At 69.3% G+C, this 19,100-nt stretch carries 18 protein-coding genes; 8 read left to right on the top strand and 10 right to left on the bottom strand.

From position 1 onward, the window contains the following. Positions 1-118: 118 nt before the first annotated feature. Positions 119-1,456 (bottom strand): M48 family metalloprotease, encoded by a 1,338-nt coding sequence (locus ABNQ39_RS09355; RefSeq protein WP_376957093.1) that lies wholly within the window; start codon positions 1,454-1,456, stop codon positions 119-121. On the opposite strand from ABNQ39_RS09355, the gene ABNQ39_RS09350 reads away from it, so the two are divergent. Both ABNQ39_RS09350 and ABNQ39_RS09345 read left to right on the top strand, forming a co-directional pair. Continuing rightward, positions 1,455-2,882 carry a gamma-glutamyltransferase gene (locus ABNQ39_RS09350; RefSeq protein ID WP_376957090.1) on the top strand — a complete coding sequence of 476 codons (1,428 nt, stop codon included), beginning with the start codon at positions 1,455-1,457 and terminating at the stop codon, positions 2,880-2,882. The genes ABNQ39_RS09355 and ABNQ39_RS09350 overlap by 2 nt on opposite strands. A 55-nt stretch (positions 2,883-2,937) precedes the next feature. After that, positions 2,938-4,101 (top strand): pyridoxal phosphate-dependent aminotransferase, encoded by a 1,164-nt coding sequence (locus ABNQ39_RS09345; protein WP_376957088.1) that lies wholly within the window; start codon positions 2,938-2,940, stop codon positions 4,099-4,101. A gap of 51 nt (positions 4,102-4,152) precedes the next feature. On the opposite strand, the gene ABNQ39_RS09340 is transcribed toward ABNQ39_RS09345, so the two are convergent. Further along, positions 4,153-4,890, bottom strand: a complete 738-nt coding sequence (locus ABNQ39_RS09340) for an SDR family NAD(P)-dependent oxidoreductase (RefSeq protein WP_098739178.1) — start codon at positions 4,888-4,890, stop codon at positions 4,153-4,155. 315 nt (positions 4,891-5,205) lie between these two features. Between ABNQ39_RS09340 and ABNQ39_RS09335 the strand changes: the two genes are divergently transcribed. Further along, positions 5,206-6,441, top strand: coding sequence for a ChaN family lipoprotein (locus ABNQ39_RS09335; protein WP_376957086.1), 1,236 nt, complete (start codon positions 5,206-5,208; stop codon positions 6,439-6,441). A gap of 8 nt (positions 6,442-6,449) precedes the next feature. Here ABNQ39_RS09335 and ABNQ39_RS09330 read toward each other — a convergent pair whose 3' ends face one another. Next, on the bottom strand, positions 6,450-7,058 hold the full coding sequence (locus tag ABNQ39_RS09330) for an NUDIX hydrolase (protein ID WP_376957084.1): 609 nt from the start codon (positions 7,056-7,058) through the stop codon (positions 6,450-6,452). Between the two features lie 147 nt (positions 7,059-7,205). Between ABNQ39_RS09330 and rmuC the strand changes: the two genes are divergently transcribed. From rmuC to ABNQ39_RS09310, 4 genes are all read left to right on the top strand, one after another. After that, positions 7,206-8,663, top strand: a complete 1,458-nt coding sequence (gene rmuC, locus ABNQ39_RS09325; protein WP_376957081.1) for a DNA recombination protein RmuC — start codon at positions 7,206-7,208, stop codon at positions 8,661-8,663. Between the two features lie 81 nt (positions 8,664-8,744). Beyond that, entirely contained in the window at positions 8,745-8,963 is a 219-nt protein-coding gene (locus ABNQ39_RS09320; RefSeq protein ID WP_376957079.1) for a hypothetical protein, read from the top strand. Positions 8,964-9,136: 173 nt separating this feature from the next. Continuing rightward, on the top strand, positions 9,137-11,164 hold the full coding sequence (locus ABNQ39_RS09315) for a methyl-accepting chemotaxis protein (protein ID WP_376957077.1): 2,028 nt from the start codon (positions 9,137-9,139) through the stop codon (positions 11,162-11,164). Between the two features lie 148 nt (positions 11,165-11,312). After that, positions 11,313-11,513: a hypothetical protein gene (locus tag ABNQ39_RS09310; RefSeq protein WP_244592736.1), complete on the top strand. Its 201-nt coding sequence runs from the start codon at positions 11,313-11,315 to the stop codon at positions 11,511-11,513. Between the two features lie 29 nt (positions 11,514-11,542). Here ABNQ39_RS09310 and ABNQ39_RS09305 read toward each other — a convergent pair whose 3' ends face one another. The 4 genes from ABNQ39_RS09305 to ABNQ39_RS09290 form a co-directional block, all read right to left on the bottom strand. Further along, on the bottom strand, positions 11,543-12,619 hold the full coding sequence (locus tag ABNQ39_RS09305; RefSeq protein WP_376957075.1) for a hypothetical protein: 1,077 nt from the start codon (positions 12,617-12,619) through the stop codon (positions 11,543-11,545). Positions 12,620-12,790: 171 nt separating this feature from the next. Continuing rightward, complete coding sequence (locus ABNQ39_RS09300; protein WP_098739183.1) at positions 12,791-13,012, bottom strand: DUF1150 family protein; 222 nt, start codon at positions 13,010-13,012, stop codon at positions 12,791-12,793. Positions 13,013-13,104: 92 nt separating this feature from the next. Beyond that, positions 13,105-13,581 carry an Hsp20 family protein gene (locus ABNQ39_RS09295; protein WP_098739184.1) on the bottom strand — a complete coding sequence of 159 codons (477 nt, stop codon included), beginning with the start codon at positions 13,579-13,581 and terminating at the stop codon, positions 13,105-13,107. Between the two features lie 125 nt (positions 13,582-13,706). Beyond that, positions 13,707-14,867, bottom strand: coding sequence for an NAD(P)/FAD-dependent oxidoreductase (locus ABNQ39_RS09290; RefSeq protein WP_376957073.1), 1,161 nt, complete (start codon positions 14,865-14,867; stop codon positions 13,707-13,709). A gap of 255 nt (positions 14,868-15,122) precedes the next feature. On the opposite strand from ABNQ39_RS09290, the gene rpsD reads away from it, so the two are divergent. After that, positions 15,123-15,737: a 30S ribosomal protein S4 gene (gene rpsD / locus ABNQ39_RS09285; RefSeq protein WP_109445619.1), complete on the top strand. Its 615-nt coding sequence runs from the start codon at positions 15,123-15,125 to the stop codon at positions 15,735-15,737. 100 nt (positions 15,738-15,837) lie between these two features. Here rpsD and ABNQ39_RS09280 read toward each other — a convergent pair whose 3' ends face one another. Genes ABNQ39_RS09280 through ABNQ39_RS09270 form a run of 3 tightly spaced genes read right to left on the bottom strand, consistent with a single transcriptional unit; the run spans position 15,838 to position 19,099 of the window. Continuing rightward, entirely contained in the window at positions 15,838-17,055 is a 1,218-nt protein-coding gene (locus ABNQ39_RS09280; protein ID WP_376957070.1) for a PP2C family protein-serine/threonine phosphatase, read from the bottom strand. Further along, positions 17,052-18,308 (bottom strand): response regulator, encoded by a 1,257-nt coding sequence (locus ABNQ39_RS09275; RefSeq protein ID WP_376957068.1) that lies wholly within the window; start codon positions 18,306-18,308, stop codon positions 17,052-17,054. Before ABNQ39_RS09275 ends, ABNQ39_RS09280 begins: the two co-directional genes overlap by 4 nt. Beyond that, positions 18,305-19,099 carry an ATP-binding protein gene (locus ABNQ39_RS09270; protein ID WP_376957066.1) on the bottom strand — a complete coding sequence of 265 codons (795 nt, stop codon included), beginning with the start codon at positions 19,097-19,099 and terminating at the stop codon, positions 18,305-18,307. Before ABNQ39_RS09270 ends, ABNQ39_RS09275 begins: the two co-directional genes overlap by 4 nt. Position 19,100 lies beyond the last annotated feature (1 nt).

Genomic DNA, 19,100 nt, shown 5'->3' with positions numbered 1-19,100 from the left:
GCGCGCTCGATGTCCGCGGAATAGCAAGCGGCGATGACGTGGCCGGGACGGTTCAGTGACCGTTGCGTTACCGGAAGGACGCTTTGGTCATATGACCCGCGCGTCGCCGACGATCCCGTCAGCGCTCCGGCTTGTCGGCGCCGCCGGTCTGGCCGCGGATGTCCTGGGCGCGCAGCCAGCCGGGCGATCCGGCAGGCAGCATCTTTTCCGCCCGCTCCGCCTGGGCCTTGGCCATCGGCATGTCGCCGCGCGCCAGCGCCTCCTCCGCCGTGGCGTAGGCGACCATGCCGTCGTTCTTCTTCATGCTCCAGGCCTGGGCGGTCAGCCGCCACAGGAAGGCCGACTGCGCCTTGCCCTTGGAGGCGATCTGCAGATTCTTCAGCGCCTCGTCGGCCAGGCGTGGGTCATGCTGCTCCAGCAGGGCGTGGGCGAGGGAGACGCGGATCGTTCCGGCATCGGAACCGGCCATCTCCACCGCCTTCCGATAGGGGGCCACCGCATCCGGTGCCCGGCCGGTCTGCAACATCAGGTCGCCCTTCATCTCGTAGAGATAGGGGTTCTTCGGTTCGTCGGCGATCAGCCCGTCAACCAGCGGCGTCGCCTGCTTGACGTCGCCCTGGCGGAAATAGGCATAGGCGCGGCCGTAGCGGGCGGCCGGCGACGGATCGTTCACCTTGTAGCGGACCAGGGCGCCGCGCGGGTCGAGATAGCCGTAAAGTTTGGCCTGGACGCGCCGCAGGTCGGCCTCCGTCGCCGACGGCAGCTGGGCATTGCTGTAGCGGGAGCGGGCGACGAAGGCCTTCACCGCGTCGATGCGCTCGCGCGTCAGCGGGTGGGTCAGGCGATAGCCGGCGTCGCGGTCGTTCATCAGCGGGTCGTTGACGCCCAGCTTCTCCAGGAAGGTCTCCATTCCCCTGGCGGAGATGCCCGACTGTTCCAGGAAGGACAGGCCGGCCTGATCGGCCGAGGCCTCCTGCGTGCGGGAGAAGGACAGGTAGTTCCGCTCCGCCAGATGCTGGCCCAGCATGACGCCGGCCGCACCGGCGCCGGCATTGCGCGAGGCCAGACCGCCGGCGATGCCGAGACCCATGCCGAGCAGCGAGGCGAGGAAGGCATTGTCCATCGCCTCGGCCCCGCGGACCAGATGACCGCCGGAGATGTGGCCGGTTTCGTGGGCGATGACGCCCAGCAGCTGGTCGGCGTTGTCGACGTCCAGCAGCAGCCCTGTGTGGATGAAGATGTTCTGTCCGCCGGCGACGAAGGCGTTCACCGTCGGATCGTTGATCAACAGAATCTGCACCGAGTCCGGGTCGATGCCGGCCGCCTGGAAGATTGGCCGGGCCATCTTGCGGATGATATGGTCCGTCTCGGCGTCGCTGAGGATTTGCATCTCCGAGCGGCGCTGCGCGCTCGCCGGTGGCGCTCCCCACACCAGCGACATCAGACATACGGACATGATGGCGACGACCGAAACCAGCCTGCTGGGCTTGCGCACCGTGACGACCTCCGGCTTGGAACAGCGGACCCCCGCGCACGACCGGCGGAGCCCGCGACACACTCGCCTGCAAATCTGGCAACGGTTGGGCGCGGTTGCCATAGCTGCATCACTGCTGTCGGGCTGCGTCAACACCAAGTTCAAGACCGATGCCACGGTGCAGAGCTTCGTCGTCGCCGACGAACCCTATGCCGCCGGCGTGGGTCGCGACGTCATCGCCCAGGGCGGCAAGGCCGGCGACGCGGTCGCGGCGATGGCTCTGGCGATGACCGCCAGCCTGCCGTCGCGCGTCGGGCTGACCGGCGGCGGCGTCTGCGTGCTGTTCGATGCCGCGTCGAAGAAGGCCCGCACCATCGATTTCCTGCCGCGCCCGGCCGGTGCCGGTGGTGTCGCCATGCCGGCGATGGCGCGCGGCCTCTTTGCCGTCCAGGCCGCCGCCGGCGTGATGCGGTGGGAGCAGGTCGTCTCTCCGGCCGAACAGCTGGCCCAGTTCTCCCCCGGCCTCAGCCGCGCCCTGGTGCAGGACCTGGGCACCTTCGGCGGGCGGCTGGGGCCCGACTCGGAGACGAGGCGGCGCTTCCTCGGCGGCGGCACTCCGGCGGTTGGCGCCGTGGTCGGCCAGCCGGAATTGGCGGCGACCCTGTCGGTCTTGCGACGTCAGGGGGTGGGCGCCTTCTACAACGGCCCGCTCGCCGCGACGGTGGCCCAGGGCACCGGCATCGACCCGGCGCAGCTGCGGGCCTACCAGCCGCGCGTCGGCGGCACGCTGACCGTGCCCTTCGACATTTCCGACCTGCATGTTCCCGACCTGAGCGAGCCCGAGGCCGGTGCCGCCCTGGTCCAGGCCTGGAAATCGGTTGCCGCCCTTCCTCCGGCCGAGCGCGCCACCCGCGCCGCCCAGTTGCTGGGCGCCACCGGCAAAGGCGCGACTGCCGCCGGGGCCGGCGTGATGGTGATCGATCCCGACGAGAACGGCGCGGCCTGCGCCTTCACCCAGGGGGCACCCTTCGGCACCGGCCGCGGCATCCCCGGCACCGGCATGCTGGTTGCCCAGGGCGTGGACCGCGGCGGATTCGGCGCGCCGGCTCTCATCGCCAACTCCATCATCGGCCGCACCCTGTTCGCCGGGGTCGGCACCGCCAACGGCGACGACGGCCCGGCGGCCGGCCCGGCGGCACTGCTGTCGGTTGCCCTTCCCGCAGGTCTGGAGGACAAGTCCACCGCCAGCCAGATCCAGGCGGCCCGTCCGCAATCCATTCCCGGACGCGTCAGCTTCGTCGGTTGCCGGGTGTCGGTGGAGGATGGGGTCCGCTATTGCCAGACGGCGAACGATCCGCGCGCCGGCAGCCTCGCGCTGACGGTGGAAAGCGAGCGCAAGCGGGACTGAGTCCCGGACAATAATGGTCCGGCCCAAGGCCGGCGACAGGTAGAGACGGACGATCATGAGCAAGCAGCCCAAGGTTTCCAAGCGGGGCGCCATTCCGCCCTTCTTCGTGATGGAAGTGATGCGCGCCGCGGCCGAGCGCGAAGCAGCCGGCCTGGAGGTCCTGCACATGGAGGTGGGGCAGCCGTCGAGCGGCGCGCCGAAGGGTGTGGTGCAGGCGGCGGCCAGCGCGGTGACCGGCACCGACCCGCTGGGCTACACCGGGGCGCTCGGCATCCCGCCGCTGCGCGCCGCCATCGCCAAATGGTACAAGGACCGCTACGGCGTCGAGGTGCCGGAAGGCCGGGTGGTCGTTACCACCGGGTCGTCGGGGGCGTTCCAGCTGGGCTTTCTTGCCGCCTTCGATCCGGGCGACCGGGTGGCGATGGCCTCGCCCAGCTATCCGGCTTACCGCCACACCCTGACCGCGGCCGGCGTTGTCCCGGTCGAACTGCCGACCGGGCCGGAGCATCGCTTCCAGCCGACCATCGAGCTGCTGGAGGCGCTCGACGAGCCGGTGCAGGGGCTGATCGTCGCCAGCCCGGCCAACCCGACCGGGACCATGCTGAGCCGGGAGGAACTGACCGCGCTCTCCGACTGGTGCCGCGCCAATGGTGTGCGCATGGTGTCGGACGAGATCTACCACGGCCTGACCTATGGCACCGACGCGGTCACCGCGGCCGAGGTCAACGATCAGGCGCTGGTGGTCAACAGCTTCTCCAAATATTTCTCGATGACCGGCTGGCGGCTGGGCTGGATGATCGTGCCGGACGATCTGCTGCGCTCCGTCGAATGCCTGGCGCAGAACCTGTTCATCTCGGCGCCGACGCTGAGCCAGGTCTCGGCGGTCGCCGCCTTCGAGTGCACCGAGGAGCTGGACGGCCACGTCGCCCGCTATGCCCGCAACCGCGCGCTGCTGCTGGAGGAGCTGCCGAAGGCCGGCTTTACCAGGATGGCCCCGGCCGACGGCGCCTTCTACATCTACGCCGATGTGTCGGACATGACCGACGACAGCGAGGCGCTGGCGAAACAGATCCTGGAGGAGACGGGCATCGCCTGCACCCCCGGCATCGATTTCGACACCGCCCGCGGCCGTCGCTTCCTGCGCTTCAGCTTCGCCGGGTCGGAAGCGACCATCGCCGAGGCGGCGCGGCGGCTGATCGCCTGGCGGGCCGGGAAGTAGGACGTTTTCCGGCGGGGGCCGTCGCTGCGGCGGCCCCCGCCGTCCTCCCGTTCAGAACAGATGCTGCCCGCCGGTGATGAAGGTTTCCGTCCCGGTCACATAGGCCGAGTCCGGGCCGCACAGGTAGAAGATCACCGCGGCGACATCCTCTGGCGTGCCCATGCGCTTCAGCGGGATGCGCGGGATCAGCACGTCATATTCCGGGCCGGTCATCGCCGTTTCGATCTCGCCGGGGGCGACCGCGTTGACGCGGACGCCGATCTCCGCGAACTCCACCGCCATTTCGCGGGTCAGGCCGGACAGCGCCGCCTTCGAGGTCGAATAGGCCGAGCCGGCGAAGGGATGCACCGAATGGCCGGCGATGGAGGTGACGTTGACGATTGCCCCCTTCGCCCGCGACAGCGGAGCGGCGAAGCCGCGCGCCAGAACCAGGGCGGCGAAGAAGTTCAACTCGAACACCCGGTGCCAGCCCTCGATCGAGCCGTTCAGGCAGCCGAGCCGTTCCTTGATCGGCGTCTTCGGCGAAATGCCGGCGTTGTTGATCAGGGCGTGCAGCGGCGCGCCGTCAAGCGCCTTGTTCGCCTCCTCGACGAAGGCGGCGCGGCTGGCGGGGTCCGACAGGTCGGCCGGGATGTGGTGGGTCCAGTTGGGATCGCGGCGGCAATGGGCCGGCACATCCTCGCGCGAGCAGGAGATCACGCGCCAGCCTTCATTGCTGAAGCGGGTGACGGTGGCGTGTCCGATACCCCGGCTGGCGCCGGTGAGAATGACGACTTTGCGGTGCGGCATGGGGGCTGCGCTTCACGAATGATTGCGGTCGGCGGGGAAAGCGGACGCCCTGGGAACGGCCTCGGGAGTTCCGGATGGGAGGAACGAAGGCCCCCTCATCCGCCGGTGGTCCACCGCCTGCGGCGATCCTACCCGCCGCCGCACCGCCTGTCATCACCGCCTGTCATCCGCCGGTATGCCGGCTTCTCCCGGCTGTCCGGTGTGAGCCGGGGGCGGCATATGGCGCGGCAGAACGACGCAATCGGCGGCCTTGTCCATTGACCTTGCGCCCGGCAGCGCCAACCTTGGCGAATCCCCGCAAGACGGAGCCAGCCCTTGTCGCGCCAGCCCTTCCGTCCCCTTGCGTCCTTATTGCGCCGCCGCCTTGTCCTGCTGACCGTCACGGCGCTGTCCATGACGGCCTCGGCCGGCTGGGCTGCGGAGCCCTCGCGGGTCGCCTGCGTGCCGCCCGGCGTCTGGGCCGACAGTGCCGGTGCCGCGGTGGAGCCGGTGCCGCTGTTGCGCCGCCTTGCCGAGGCGCCGGCGGTCCTGCTGGGGGAACAGCATGACAAGGCGGACCACCACCGCTGGCAATTGCACACTCTGGCTGGACTGCATGCGCTGAACCCCGACCTTGCCGTCGGGATTGAGATGCTGCCGCGCCGGCTGCAGCCGGTTCTCGACCGCTGGGTGGCGGGCGAAATGACGGAGGGCGAGTTCCTGAAGGCGACGGACTGGCGCACCGTCTGGGGATTCGACCCGCAATTCTACCTGCCGATCCTGCAATTCGCCCGCCTGCACCGGCTGCCGGTGGTGGCGCTGAATGTGGAACGGTCGCTGATCGGCCGCACCGCGCGCAACGGCTGGGCCACCATCCCGGAGGCGGAGCGCGAGGGCGTCGGCAATCCGGCCGCTCCGACGGAGGCCTACCGCAACCGCCTGACCGAGACGCTGGCGACGCACGACCGCTCCGAAGCCCGCTCCGCCGCACCGGCCGACGCCCCCGACAGCGCGGTCAAGCGCTTCATCGAGGCGCAAGGCATCTGGGACCGCGCGATGGCGGAAAAGATCGCCGAGACCCGCCGCATCACCGGCCGTCTCGTGGTCGGCATCCTGGGGGAGGGGCATGTCGCCAGCCGTGACGGCGTTCCGCATCAGCTGGCCGATCTCGGCATCGGCGATGCGGCCGTGCTACTGCCCTGGGACGCCGACCGCGACTGCGACGAGCTGGATGGGCGCATCGCCGATGCGGTGTTCGGCCTGGGGCCGGAACGGGAGGATGCGGAGCCGCAACGCCCCAAGCTGGGCGTGCAGCTCGACCCCGGTCCGGAGGGCATCACGGTGGGGGCGGTCAGCAGCGGCAGCGTGGCCGCGGCGGCGGGCCTGCGCACCGGCGACCGCATCCTGATCGCCGCCGGCACGCCGGTGCGCGCACCCGCCGATCTGGTCGCGGTGATCCGCCGGCAGGCGCCGGGCACCTGGCTGCCGCTGACCATTCGGCGCGATGGGGCGGAACAGGAGGTGGTGGCGAAGTTCCCGGTGGACGGGGCGGCGCATCCACCCCAACCCTGACTTGGCCCCTACAGCATCTTCTCCCACCGGGCGAGCGCGTCCGGCGTGGGGTTGACCGCCGGGGCGCAGTCGGAGCGGCCGAGCCGCTCATGATGCTCGCGCAGGGCCCAGACGACGGTGGGGAAGGCAAGCTCGTTCCAGGGGATGTCCTTCCACTCGAACAGGCCGACCTCCAGGCTTTCCGGACCGGGCTCCACGTCGGGCGAGAGCAGGCGGGCGCGGAAGATCATCTGGACCTGACTGATGCGCGGGATGTCGTAGATCGCCAGCAGATGGTCGATGTCGATGCGCGCCCGTGCCTCTTCCCAGGCTTCGCGGGCGGCGCCGTCGCGGGTGCTCTCGCGCTCCTCCATATAGCCGGCGGGCAGGGTCCAGTAGCCCTTGCGCGGCTCGATGGCGCGGCGGCAGAGCAGGATGCGGCCATCCTCCCAGGTCGCCACGGCGCCGACCACGATCAGCGGGTTCTGATAGGCGATGTAGCCGCAGTCCGGGCACAGCAGCCGCTCGCGGTCCTCGCCGGGCGGGATGGCGCGGACACGCGGGCCGCCGCAGTTCGGGCCGCAATCGTACTTGCCGGTATCGGGGGATTTGTCGTCGGGGAGAGTGTCGTCGGGCATGGCTTCCGATATGGCGCCGGATTCTTGGTTGGGCAAGCGGAGAAAGCGAAAGCAGGGCCGCTGCCGTGTTTGGTGCGTTCGCGCCCTGTTCCAATTCGCGATTCGTTCCGATAGGCTGCTCCCGTTCCAGAGGTGAGGGGATTTGGGGTGACGCAGTTCCTGGTCAACGGGATGGTGGTGGATGGCGCATCGCTGGCGATAGGGCTGGCGGCCGGTCTGCTGCTGGGCGCCGCCGTCGCCTGGGCGGTGCTGCGCGCCGCTGCCGGGCGGGCCGAAGCGGTGGCTGCCGCGCTGCATGCCGAGTTCGCCACCCGCCTCGACCTCGCCGAACGGACCGAGGGCGACCTGCGTGAGGAGATCGAGGCGCGCGACCACCAGATCGCCCGCCTGCATGGCGAGGTCGCCAACGCCCGCGAACGCCATGCCCAGCTGTCCACCCGGCTGGAGGCCGAGCGGACAGCGGCGGCGGAAAAGATGGCGCTGCTGGAGCGCGCCCAGGCAGCGCTGGCCGACAGCTTCAAGGCGCTGTCGGCGGAGGCGCTGCACCAGAACAACCGCAGCTTCCTCGATCTGGCGCGGGAGACGCTGGCCGGCTTCCAGGAGCAGGCGAAGGGCGACCTCGACAAGCGTCAGACCGCCATCGCCGCCATCGTCGATCCGGTACGCCAGAGTTTGGAGGCGATGGACCGGCAGATCCGCGACCTGGAAAGCACGCGGGCGGGGGCCTATGAGGGGTTGAAGCAACAGGTGCTGTCGCTGGTGGAGACGCAAAGCGCGCTCAGGGCGGAAACCGGCAACCTCGTCCGGGCTCTGCGCACCCCGGCGGCGCGCGGGCGGTGGGGCGAAATCCAGCTGCGCCGGGTCTGCGAGATGGCGGGGATGCTCGACCATTGCGATTTCGTCGAGCAGGTGTCGGTCGACAGCGGCCGGCTGCGTCCCGACCTGATCGTGACGCTGCCCGGCGGCAAGACCCTCGTGGTCGATGCCAAGACCCCGCTGGAAGGCTATCTGGACGGCATCCAGGCGGTCGACGACACGGTCAGGCGCGACGGCATGGTCCGCCATGCCCGCCATGTGCGCGACCACATGAAGCAGCTCGGCACCAAGGGCTATTGGGACCAGTTCGACGACAGCCCCGAATTCGTCGTGCTGTTCCTGCCCGGCGAGAATTTCTTCTCGGCGGCGCTTGAGCAGGACCCGGCGCTGATCGAGGCCGGCATCGACCATCGCGTCATTCTGGCGACTCCCACCACCCTGATCGCCCTGCTGCGCGCCGTCGCCTATGGCTGGCGGCAGGAACGGCTGGCCGACAATGCCCGCGAAATCAGCGCGCTCGGCGCCGAGCTGTACAAGCGGCTGTCCGACCTGGGCGGCCATATGGACCGGTTGGGTGGGCAGTTGGACAAGGCCGTCGGCTCCTACAACAGCGCGGTCGGCACGCTGGAATCGCGGGTGCTGGTCAGCGCGCGCCGGTTCCGCGACCTGCATGCCGCGCCGGAGGGGGCGGAGATGCCGCTGCTCGAACCTCTGGATCACAGCCCGCGCCGCCTGCAGGCGACGGAACTGCGCGCGGTGCCGCCGGTCGAGACCACTGCGGCCGATTGAGGCATTCCGACCGATGGATGCAGAGCCGCCGGCGTGCTATCCCTGCGGCCTGACAGCTTTTCGATCCGATGGAACCCGCCGATGACTGACCAGACGGCAACCGGCCAAACAGCCACCAAACAGACGGCAACCGAGCAGACCGTCCGCTGCGACCGCTGTGCCCACCGCTATCCCGCCGCCGAGGAGGGGTGCCCGCGCTGCCGGTCGATTCGCCGCACCAACGCCGTCATCGTGGCGCTGCTGGTGATGCTGGTGATCCTTGCCCTGGTCGGCTGGGTCGGCACCTTGGTCTTGACCTGAGATCGGGCCTGGAACTTTGGTCGGTCATTGCGCAGCCCCTGCACAAACCATGGGCAACGCGCGCAACGAAACATCATTTCTGTTTCACCCGATAATCGAGCAAGTTTTTTGCTTGTCACATTAGCGTTATTTTGAGAAGCAACCCCATGCCGTCGTTTCTGCGCAGGGGTTGCATGATGCTGAAAAACCTCCGGATTGCCGCGCTTACCAACCTGTTCGGGGTGGTGGTCACGCTGGGTTTCCTGGCGGTGGTCATCACCGGTGCGCTGGCGATCCGCGAGCTGAAGGTGGGCGGGCCGATCTACCAGCGCATCGTGCTGGGCAAGGATCTGATCGCCGACATCCTGCCGCCGCCGGAATATGTGATCGAAGCCTATCTGGAGGCGACGCTGGCGATGAACGACCCGGCGTCGGTCGAACAGCGCCGGGCGCGGCTGGCGCAGCTGCGCAAGGATTATGACGAGCGCCATGAGTACTGGCTCAAGGAGAGCTTCGAGCCGTCGCTGCTCACCCAGCTGACCCGGACCTCCCACGCGCCGGTGATGCGCTTCTGGACCGAGGTGGAGACGAAGTTCCTGCCGGCGCTGGCCCGCAAGGACGAGGCGGCGGTCCGCGCCTCCTACGCGATCATCGCCGAGGCCTACGCCGCCCACCGCGCCGTCGTCGACCGCATCGTCGAGGACACCAACCGCTACAACGACGAGACGGAGGTCTATGCCACCGGACGTGAGGACCTGTTCATGACCGCGGTGTGGGGCGTCTCGGCCCTGGTGCTGGCAGTCGTGGTGTTCGGCGTGTTCGGCATCCGGCGCCGGGTGGTGAGGCCGGTGGGAGAGCTGACCGCGGCGATGCGGGCTCTGGCGCAGGGCGACCTGACCGTCGCCATTCCCGGAGCCAACCGCGGTGACGAGGTCGGGGCGATGGCGCAGGCCCTGCGTGTCTTCAAGGAGAATGCGGAGGAGGCCGAGCGCCTGCGCCGCCTGCGCGACGAGGAGCGCGAGCGGTCGGAGCGCGAAAAGCAGGCAGCTCTGCTGCGCATGGCTGAAACGGTGGAGATGGAGGCATCGAACGCCGTTGACGTGGTGGCCAGCCAGACCGGCCAGATGGCCGGCAACGCCACCCGCATGGCCGAATCGGCCCGTGCGGTCAGCGACAACAGCCAGACTGTCGCCGCGGCTGCGACCCAGGCGCTGTCGAACGCCCAGACCGTCGCCGCCGCGTCGGAACAGCTCAGCGCCTCCATCCGCGAGATCGCGGCCCAGATCGGCACCGCGACCACGATGACCGGCGATGCCGTAGGCGCCTCGGTGCGGGCGGAGGAGACCATTCAGCGTCTGGCCGAGGCGGTGACCCGCATCGGCGAGGTGACCGACCTCATCAACGACGTCGCCGGCCAGACCAACCTGCTGGCGCTGAACGCCACCATCGAGGCGGCGCGGGCTGGCGAGGCTGGCAAGGGCTTCGCCGTCGTCGCCAGCGAGGTGAAGCTGCTGGCCGGCCAGACCGCAAGGGCGACGGACGAGATCGAAAGCCAGATCGCCGCCATCCAGGCCACCACGGCCGAGGCGGTGAGCGCCGTGCGCGCCATTGCCGAGCGGGTACGCGGCGTCGAAACCGTGTCTGCCACCGTCGCCGCCGCCATCGAGGAGCAGGAGGCGGCGACCGGCGAGATCGCCCGCAATGTCGTCCAGACCTCCAACGCCGCGCAGGAGGTGGCGACCCGCATCGCCGCCGTCTCGCAGGAGGCGACCGCGACCGGCGAGCGCGCCAACGAGGTCAACAGCCTGTCCGTCCGCGTTGCCGCCAGCATCGACCAGCTCCGCCGCGTTCTGATCGAAGCGATCCGCACGGCCACGCCGGAGGTGAACCGCCGGGCCGCGCCGCGCTATCCGCTGAACCGTCCCGGTCGGCTGTGGGTGAGCGGGCGCGAACTGCCGGTGACGGTCGACAACGCGTCGGAGGGCGGCGCCCAGCTGAGCGGGCTGCCGCAGGAGGCATGGTCCGGTCTGGCGGAGGGGAATGCGCTGCGCATCGCCTTGCCGGGACTGGACCCGGTGGCTGCCGTTGTCCGGGGGCTCGACCGCGGCGGTGCCGGCCGCCTGCACGTCACCTTCATCCTGTCCGGTGCCGAGCGTGACCGCTTTGCCGCGCAGTTCGGCCGCAGCGTCGCCGGACTGGCCGCGCTCGACCGCGCCGCCTGAACGGTTGCGGCTGCCGGCTTGCGGCTGCCCTTCCGCGGTCAGGGAATAACCTTAATTATGACAGTGATTTCATGACGGTTCGGCGGTTGCCGGGTTCAGAATGGCGTCGGTTCCTGGGCAGCCTGCCCATTCTGAAAGCCTCTGCGCCATGGTCGAAACCACCGCCTGTCCTTATTGCGGGTCCGATTACGGGCATGGTCCCAACGATTGCCCGCTCTGCCGGTCCGCCCGGCGCAAGGATCTGGTGGTGCGCTGCGTCATCGGGCTGATGTTCCTTGTCCCTATCCTGACGCTGTTCGCCACCATCCTGCTGGACAACGGCGTGGGGAAGATGCTGTCGATGGATTGAAGGGGCGGATTGAAGAGCCGGATAGACGCCTACATGTGACCGGTGCGTGCCGACTGCTCCAGCGCCTTGATGTGTGACAGGCCGGGCAGGATCTCCGACTTCACGAATTCCATGCGGCGGTTGGGACCGCCGCCGCCGCGGGCGAAGCGGTGCTTCCACAAATTCATTTTCACCGCCAGACCGCACAGCACGCCGCCGATGGTGACGTGGTGCGAGGCAATCAGCTCGCGGATCGACCGGAAGGTTTCGGCGTTGATGTCGCTCCAGAAATCCTTGGAGCGGTTGTCGAAGCTCTCGAACCGGCCGGTGATGGAGGTCGCGATGTCGGTCAGGTCGCGGGCGATCTCGTCGAGCATGCGCATCTGGCGGGAATCGCGCTTGACCTCGGCGGAGCTGCGGATCTCCTCCATCCAGCTGACGAAGCGCTGAACCTCCGGCACGATCTCGTCCAGGCATTTGCGGAAATAGGCGAGCGACAGGAAGATGTCGCCATATTCCTCGAGGAACTTCGGGATGTCGTTCAGGCCGATGTCCAGCCGGTCGGCCATCATGCGCAGATTGCGCAGGGCCTCGTCCCGGTTGGGGTTGGCGAACAGCTGGATGATGTCGGTCACGTCGGCGACCTGAAGCTCCTCCGTGCCATAGACATATTCCATCAGCGGGCGGGTGAAGACCCGCATGTAGCTGGTCAGCTCGGCCTTCTTGCGGTCGGACAGGGTCAGCGATTCGACGTTGTTGACGTCGATGTTCAGCCGCCGCAGCTCGATCCGCGAGGAATAGACGTCGAAGCTGGAGGCAGCGCCGATCTTCTCCAGCTTCACCAGATCGCGTTCGACCTCGTCCTTGTAGGATTCGAAATAGGAGGGGATGTGGCGGGGAGACACCTGACCGCTGCCGGCCTGGGCGTCACGGAACATTTCCACCACCGTCTGAAGCCGGACGTTCTTGATCAGGCGCGCATGCTGAAGGCCGGGCGTTTCCAGCGGGATCGCCGACAAAGGCAGGATGTGCAGGGAATCGCGGGCCTCGTCGTCCCAGGTCTTGCGCTGTTCCGTATCGGGCGTGGACTTCGCGTCCGCCGCCGTATCGCTTGCCCCACCGTCCAACCGACCGTCTCCCACTGCCGTCTCGCGTCCCGTGCCGGCGATTATCGCAGAGCGCACCTTACAACAGGAGTCAGGGCTGACAAGGATCGAGATGTGGCGGATTGCCGCGCAACAGGCTGCGGCGTGCCGAGAGGCCCGAGGGGCCTCCTGCCGGCGCGCCGCGGCGGGCGGTCAGTGGACGCTGACTGGCTCCATGTCGTTCTGGACGATGGCGGCGAAGGCCAGTTCGCGGTCGGCGACGACGCTCAGCGGCGTGCCGTCGGCGGCGTGGATGGCGAAGGCAGCGGCACCGTCCATCTCCACCGGGCGGACATAGGCGACGTCGCCCAGGCCGAAGCTGGCGAAATCCTGGGTCGACAGCTGGCGCAGCTGGCTGTGGGTATCGTGCATCATGGTCTTGGTCTCCCGCGGCTCCCCGTCATGGGCGGCCGCGCGTGCAGAGTATCGGGGGCGAGAGTATCAGGGAAGACAGCGGGAAGGGGGGATCAATCGTCCCGGCCGTCGGCGGACACGTCGATGGTGCGGGGCATCGCACCGGCGGCGGTCTTCTTCGGCTGTTCGATCTTGATCGTCCGGACCTTCGGCTCCGGCATCGGGCGGGTCAGGTCGATGTTGAGCAGCCCGTTGTCGAGCGAGCAGCCCACCACCTCGATCCCTTCGGCCAGCACGAAGCTGCGCTGGAACTGCCGCGCGGCGATGCCGCGGTGCAGATAGACGCGCGACTTGTCGTCGGTCTGGCGGCCGCGGATGACGAGCTGGTTGTCCTCGATCTGGACCGACAGGTCATCGGAGGTGAAGCCGGCCACGGCAAGCGTGATGCGGAGGCCGTCGTCGCCGATCTGCTCGATGTTGTAGGGGGGATAGCCTTCGGCCGAATTCTTGGCGATCCGGTCGAGCGTCCGCTCGAACTGGTCGAAGCCGAGCAGCAGCGGGCTGTTGAAAAGCGAAAGGCGAGTCGTCACGACGCATCCTCCTCACGACGGGAGCGAGTTGCGGAAGGTGGGCCCGTTTCCGGCGCCCGGCGGGTCAGCGGCCCAGCATCCGCCGGCGCCGCCATGCCTATAGATTGGGAGAGCCGCGGCTGCGGTCAAGAACCCTGTGCGCCTCTGGAATGGTTAAGAATCTCAGGAGCCTCGCCAAGCTCCACCGCCACCGCGTCGGCGATGGCGAGGCAGGAGGTCAGGCCCGGCGATTCGATGCCGAACAGGTTGACCAGACCGGCCACCCCGTGGGTGCCCGGCCCCTGGATCAGGAAGTCCGCCTGCGGCTGTCCCGGGCCGCTCAGCTTCGGCCGCACGCCGGAATAGGCCGGCACCAGCGCATTGTCCGGCAGCCCCGGCCAATAGGAGCGGACCGCGTCATAGAAGGAGTCGGCCCTGGCAGGGTCGACGGCGTAATCGATCCCGCCAGTCACGTCGCCCAGCCATTCCACGTCGGGACCGAAGCGGGCCTGTCCGGCAAGGTCCAGCGTCAGGTGAACGCCCAGCCCGCCCTCCACCGGAACCGGATAGACCAGCCGCGAGAAGGGGGAGCGGCCGGCGGCCAGCGCATAGTAGTTGCCCTTGGCCAGCACGCGCGGCGGCACGTGGGCGGCGTCCAGCCCCTCCAGACCGCGGGCGACGGCCCAGGCCCCCAGCCCAGCGGCATTGACCAGGGTGGAGCAGGCGATGCGCATCGGCTCCGCCCCGCCGACCTCCAGCTCGAATCCGGCTGCGGTGCGGTGGGAGCGCTCCAGTGGGCTCAGCAGCGCCAGCATGGCCCCGGCATCCTCCGCGTCGCCCAGCAAAGCCAGCATCAGCCCGTGGCTGTCGATGATGCCGGTGGAGGGCGACAGCAGGGCGCCGACGGTGCGCAGGTTCGGCTCCCATCGCATCGCGGTGGCAGCGTCGATCTCCGTCAGGTCGGTGACGCCGTTGGCCGCCGCCTGGGCGCGGATCGCCGCCAGCTTCGGCAACTGCGCCTCCTCCGTCGCGACGATCAGCTTGCCGATGCGGCGATGCTCCACCCCGTGGGAGGCGCAGTAGTCGTAAAGCGCATCGCGGCCGGGCACGCACAGCCGGGCGCGCAGGCTGCCGGTCGGATAATAGATGCCGGCATGGATGACTTCGGAGTTGCGCGAGCTGGTCCCGGTGCCGATGGCATCCGCCGCCTCCAGCACGATGACCTCGCGCCCGGCCCGCGCCAGCCGCCGCGCCACCGCCAGACCGACCGCGCCCGCCCCGACGACCACGCACTCCACCCGTTCCATCGCGTCATTCCTGCCTGCCGCTTGCGCCGCCGGGAAGGGGAGCGGAAAAGGGCGGGGCGTGCAAGAGGTTCCGGATATGCCATCGGGCCCGCATATGCGTTGGGCTTGACTCGGCCGCGCCAATGGGTATTGTGCGCGCCTTCACCTCCTGGGAAAGCGGGCGCGCGCAATTTTTGACGCCCCGTCCGCCGCCTGAACAGGGCGGCCGGAACTACCGGGACAACATCAACTCGTGTCCAACGAGGCGTGAGAGTTATGAGCAAGCGTCAAGAGTCCAAGTACAAGATCGACCGCCGCCTTGGCGTCAACCTGTGGGGCCGCGCCAAGAGCCCGCTGAACAAGCGCGAGTATGGCCCCGGCCAGCACGGCCAGCGCCGCAAGAAGCCGTCGGACTACGGTCTGCAGCTGATGGCCAAGCAGAAGCTGAAGGGCTACTACGGCAACATCGGCGAGAAGCAGTTCCGCCGCATCTATGCCGAGGCCGTCCGCCGCAAGGGCGACACCGGCGAGAACCTGATCGGCCTGCTGGAGCGCCGTCTGGACGCCGTGGTCTACCGCATGAAGTTCGCGCCGACCCCGTTCGCCGCCCGTCAGCTGGTCAACCATGGTCACATCCTGGTCAACGGCCGCCGCCTGAACGTCTCTTCGGCCCGCATCAAGGACAACGACACCGTCGAGGTGCGCGCCAAGTCCAAGCAGATGGCGCTGATCCTGGAAGCCTCGGCCTCCGGCGAGCGTGACATCCCCGACTATCTGGAAGTCGACGGCAGCGCCCTGAAGGGCCGCTTCGTCCGCGCCCCGCTGCTGGCCGACGTTCCGTACCCGGTCCAGATGGAACCGAACCTGGTCATCGAGTTCTACTCGCGCTGATCGGTCGGCTCCTGCCGAACGCGAAAGGCCGCCCCCTCGGGGGCGGCCTTTTTGCTTTCGGGGCCAGCGTTCCGGGCTTGTCGCACCGGCAGCCCGGCAGTCACCGCCGACGCGTCAGCAGCAGTGCCGTCAGGTCGTCGTCGATGGGACCGGTCGCGGTCAGGTCATCGAGCAGGCCGGACAGCAGGCCGGCGTCGTCAGGCTCGTGCAGGCGGCGGGCGAGCAGAGTGGCGAGGCCGTACTCGTCCAGAACCTCGTGGCCCTCGCCGCCTCCGATCGGGATTTCGATGGCCGCATCGGAATAGAGGAGCAGGCGGGCTCCGGGTGGCATCGGCAGCCGGCGGGCATCGTAGGTGATCGACGACAGCAGGCCGAGCGGCAGCCCGCTGCCGTCGCCCAGCCGCGGTGCCTCGTCGCCGGGATGCCAGATCATCGGCGCCGTCGATCCGGCGGACGCATAGTGGAACTCCCCGGCCACCGGATCGATCAACCCGGTCAGCATGGTGGCGAACTGGCCGCAGGGCAGCAGCCCGCACAGCCGGCGGTTCACCGTCTCCAGGAACTCCGCCGGGGTCAGGCCGGTGCTGCCGATCTGGCGGCAGATGGCATCCAACCGGAAGGTGTTCAGCGCGGCACCGACCCCATGGCCGGAGAAATCGACCAGATAGACGGCGACCCGGCCGTCGGGCAGACGCTCGATCCCCCAGAAATCGCCACCCAGCTCGGAGGAGGGCGCGAAATGCGCCTGGACGGCGATGCCGGTCGCCGCCTCCAGCTCCGCCAGCCGGTCGGGGCCGGGAAGCATCCGGGTCTGCATGGCGCGGGCCAGTTCCAGCTCTCTTTCCGTGCGGCTGTGATACTGCTCCAGATCGCGCAGCATGGCCCGCTTGCGCAGTTGGATGCCCACGCGGGCCAGCAGCTCCACCGCGTTGATCGGCTTGGTGACATAGTCGGTCGCGCCGGCGGCGAAGGCGCGGGCACGGTCCTCCGCCCGGCTCAGGCTGGACTGCACCAGAACCGGCAACGATTTCCAGCGTGGGTCGGCACGCAGGCGCCGGCACATCTCGAACCCGTCCATCTGCGGCATCATCAGGTCGAGCAGCACGAGGTCCGGCTTGAAGCGCTCCATCAGGTCCAGCGCGTCCTGCCCGTCCTCCGCCTGCTCGATCAGGGTGATGCCGCCGCGCTCCAGCAGGGCCACCAGAAGGTGACGGTTGATCCGGTTGTCGTCGACGATCAGCACGCGGGCGCCGGCCAGCCCGTCGACGGCATCGCCCGCCTCGGCCGGACGCAGGTCGGACGGCATGGAAGCGCTCATTCCGCCGCCTCCCGTTCGATCCACAGCAGCGTATGGTCGTCGCCGCTGGACTGCCCCAGGGCGAGCGAGCGGACCACGGCGTCGAAGCCTTCACCCTCCTCCACGGCGCGGGCGATCATCCAACCGAGCCCGATCCCGGTCCCGCCGGCGTCCAGCGCATCCAGAACCGCGACGGAGTAGAGCGCCAGCACGCTGCCCCGCGGCAACTCCATCACGTCGCTGCGGTAGCGGGTGCCGGGCGCGATGCCGATCGGCAGGCCGGCAGCCGCACCGAACGCCGGCCCGCCGTCGCCGTTCAGGATCATCGGCGGCGCCCCGTCCGCCGAGGCGTGGATGAAGCGTCCGGCCTCGCCGTCCACCACGCCATAGATCATGGTGGCCTTCTCTCCCGGCGCCAGCAGCCCGGCGGCGCGGTCGTTCAGCGCGGTCATCAGGACGGCGGCGTCCTCGCCATGGGCGGGACCCAGCTCTTGCAGAAGGGCATGCAGCCGGAAGGCGTTCAGCGCCGCCGAGACTCCGCGGCCGGCGACGTTCAGCAGATAGGCGCCGAAGCGCCGCCCGCCCAGCGGCAGCACCCCCCAGAGATCGCCGCCGAGATTGGGCGAGATCACGCTGTGGGCGCGCAGGCGGCAGCCCGCGGCGGCGGCCGCGGCGGCACTCTGCGCCGGGGTCGGCAGCAGATGCTCCTGCATCGACCGGGCGATGGACAGCTCGGCCTCCACCCGCGCCCGATAGGTTTGAAGGCGGCGGATCAGCACCCGGTCTTCCAGATGGATGCGCACGCGGGCCAGCAGCTCCGTGCGCTCCAGCGGCTTCGACACCAGATCGGTGGTGCCGGCGGCGAAGGCGCGGTTGCGGTCCTCGCCCGACGACAGTGCGGTCTGCACCAGGATCGGCAGGTCGGCCGTCTCCGGCATGGCGCGTAGGCGGCGGCAGACCTCGAACCCGTCCATTCTCGGCATCATGATGTCGAGGATCAGCAGGTCGGGGATGGCGGCCCCGATCATCGCCAGCGCCTCGAACCCGCTGGCGGCGAAGGAAACCTGCCGGAAACCGGCCTCGGCCAGGAAGGCGCCGATCAGCGTGCGGTTGAAGGCGGTGTCGTCCACCACCAGGATCGGGCAGTCCAGGACGGTACAGTCGGGGATCCGGCATTCGCAGGGCTGGTCGCCGGAGTCCCGCGCATCGGAATGTCCGGCATCCGATGGCGGGAGCGCTCCACAGCCGGGATTATGCCAGCCATCCGCGGTCACAGCCGGAACCTCATGCGGATGCGGCGGCCGCCATCCTCGATCACCAGACCATCGGCGATATTGCCGATCAGGTCGAGGCCGCGGCCCGACGCTCCCGAGCTGGCGCGCGGGCCCGGGGTAAAGCCGGCGCCTTCGTCGGTGATCTCCACCGTCGCCAGCCACCGGCCATCCTCCGCCGGGTCGATCCGGAGCGTGACGACGATGCGGCGGCTTGCCAGCACCGGGTCGGCCAGACGGTCGCCCAGGTCGCGGGAAAAGCGTTCCAGCTCCTGGGCGCTCAGCTCCTTCATGCCGGCGACGCCCAGGTTGCCGTGGACCAGCGCGTTGCTGACCGCCTCGTGCAGGGCAAGCTCGACGTCGTCGCGGCGGTCCCCCTCCAGCGGATGGCGGGCGCTCAGCGCGGCCAGCAGCCTGCCGCCAAGCTGGAGGTCGTGCGCGGTGGCCGTGGTCAGGTTCAGGTAGAGGTCGCTTCTCGCCGCCTCCGCCAGCAATGGCGCCAACCGGTCGGCGGTATCGGAAGCGCCGGTGTCGGCCGGCGGCTCGATCCAGGCGGCGACGGGGGGAAGCCAGAGCGCGTCGGTTTCCGGGACGGCGTTCCCGTCTCCGGCCAGCAGGACTGCCAGCGGCGCCGGTCCGGCGGGCGCCTGCACCGGGGACAGGCGCAGCGCCAGCGCAAGCCGGTTCAACCGGTCGGCCGCCACCCCCGGTGCCAGAAGACCGGCGAAGCGGGTTCGGCAGCCGGCGGCCTGGTCCGTTTCCTGTGTCGTGCTCTGGATTGTCCCGTCGATCACC

Source organism: Azospirillum sp. A26 (assembly GCF_042604635.1).
GTDB classification, from domain to species: domain Bacteria; phylum Pseudomonadota; class Alphaproteobacteria; order Azospirillales; family Azospirillaceae; genus Azospirillum; species Azospirillum palustre.
This window is presented reverse-complemented; position numbering and strand designations above follow the sequence as displayed.

What these genes read in the sequence shown, in the direction of transcription:
- ABNQ39_RS09350 (WP_376957090.1), top strand. Translation starts at nt 1,455, where the DNA reads ATGATGGCGACGACCGAAACCAGCCTGCTGGGCTTGCGCACCGTGACG.
- ABNQ39_RS09355 (WP_376957093.1), bottom strand. Translation starts at nt 1,456, where the DNA reads ATGTCCGTATGTCTGATGTCGCTGGTGTGGGGAGCGCCACCGGCGAGC.
- ABNQ39_RS09345 (WP_376957088.1), top strand. Translation starts at nt 2,938, where the DNA reads ATGAGCAAGCAGCCCAAGGTTTCCAAGCGGGGCGCCATTCCGCCCTTC.
- ABNQ39_RS09340 (WP_098739178.1), bottom strand. Translation starts at nt 4,890, where the DNA reads ATGCCGCACCGCAAAGTCGTCATTCTCACCGGCGCCAGCCGGGGTATC.
- ABNQ39_RS09330 (WP_376957084.1), bottom strand. Translation starts at nt 7,058, where the DNA reads ATGCCCGACGACACTCTCCCCGACGACAAATCCCCCGATACCGGCAAG.
- ABNQ39_RS09320 (WP_376957079.1), top strand. Translation starts at nt 8,745, where the DNA reads ATGACTGACCAGACGGCAACCGGCCAAACAGCCACCAAACAGACGGCA.
- ABNQ39_RS09315 (WP_376957077.1), top strand. Translation starts at nt 9,137, where the DNA reads ATGATGCTGAAAAACCTCCGGATTGCCGCGCTTACCAACCTGTTCGGG.
- ABNQ39_RS09310 (WP_244592736.1), top strand. Translation starts at nt 11,313, where the DNA reads ATGGTCGAAACCACCGCCTGTCCTTATTGCGGGTCCGATTACGGGCAT.
- ABNQ39_RS09300 (WP_098739183.1), bottom strand. Translation starts at nt 13,012, where the DNA reads ATGATGCACGATACCCACAGCCAGCTGCGCCAGCTGTCGACCCAGGAT.
- ABNQ39_RS09290 (WP_376957073.1), bottom strand. Translation starts at nt 14,867, where the DNA reads ATGGAACGGGTGGAGTGCGTGGTCGTCGGGGCGGGCGCGGTCGGTCTG.
- rpsD (WP_109445619.1), top strand. Translation starts at nt 15,123, where the DNA reads ATGAGCAAGCGTCAAGAGTCCAAGTACAAGATCGACCGCCGCCTTGGC.
- ABNQ39_RS09280 (WP_376957070.1), bottom strand. Translation starts at nt 17,055, where the DNA reads ATGAGCGCTTCCATGCCGTCCGACCTGCGTCCGGCCGAGGCGGGCGAT.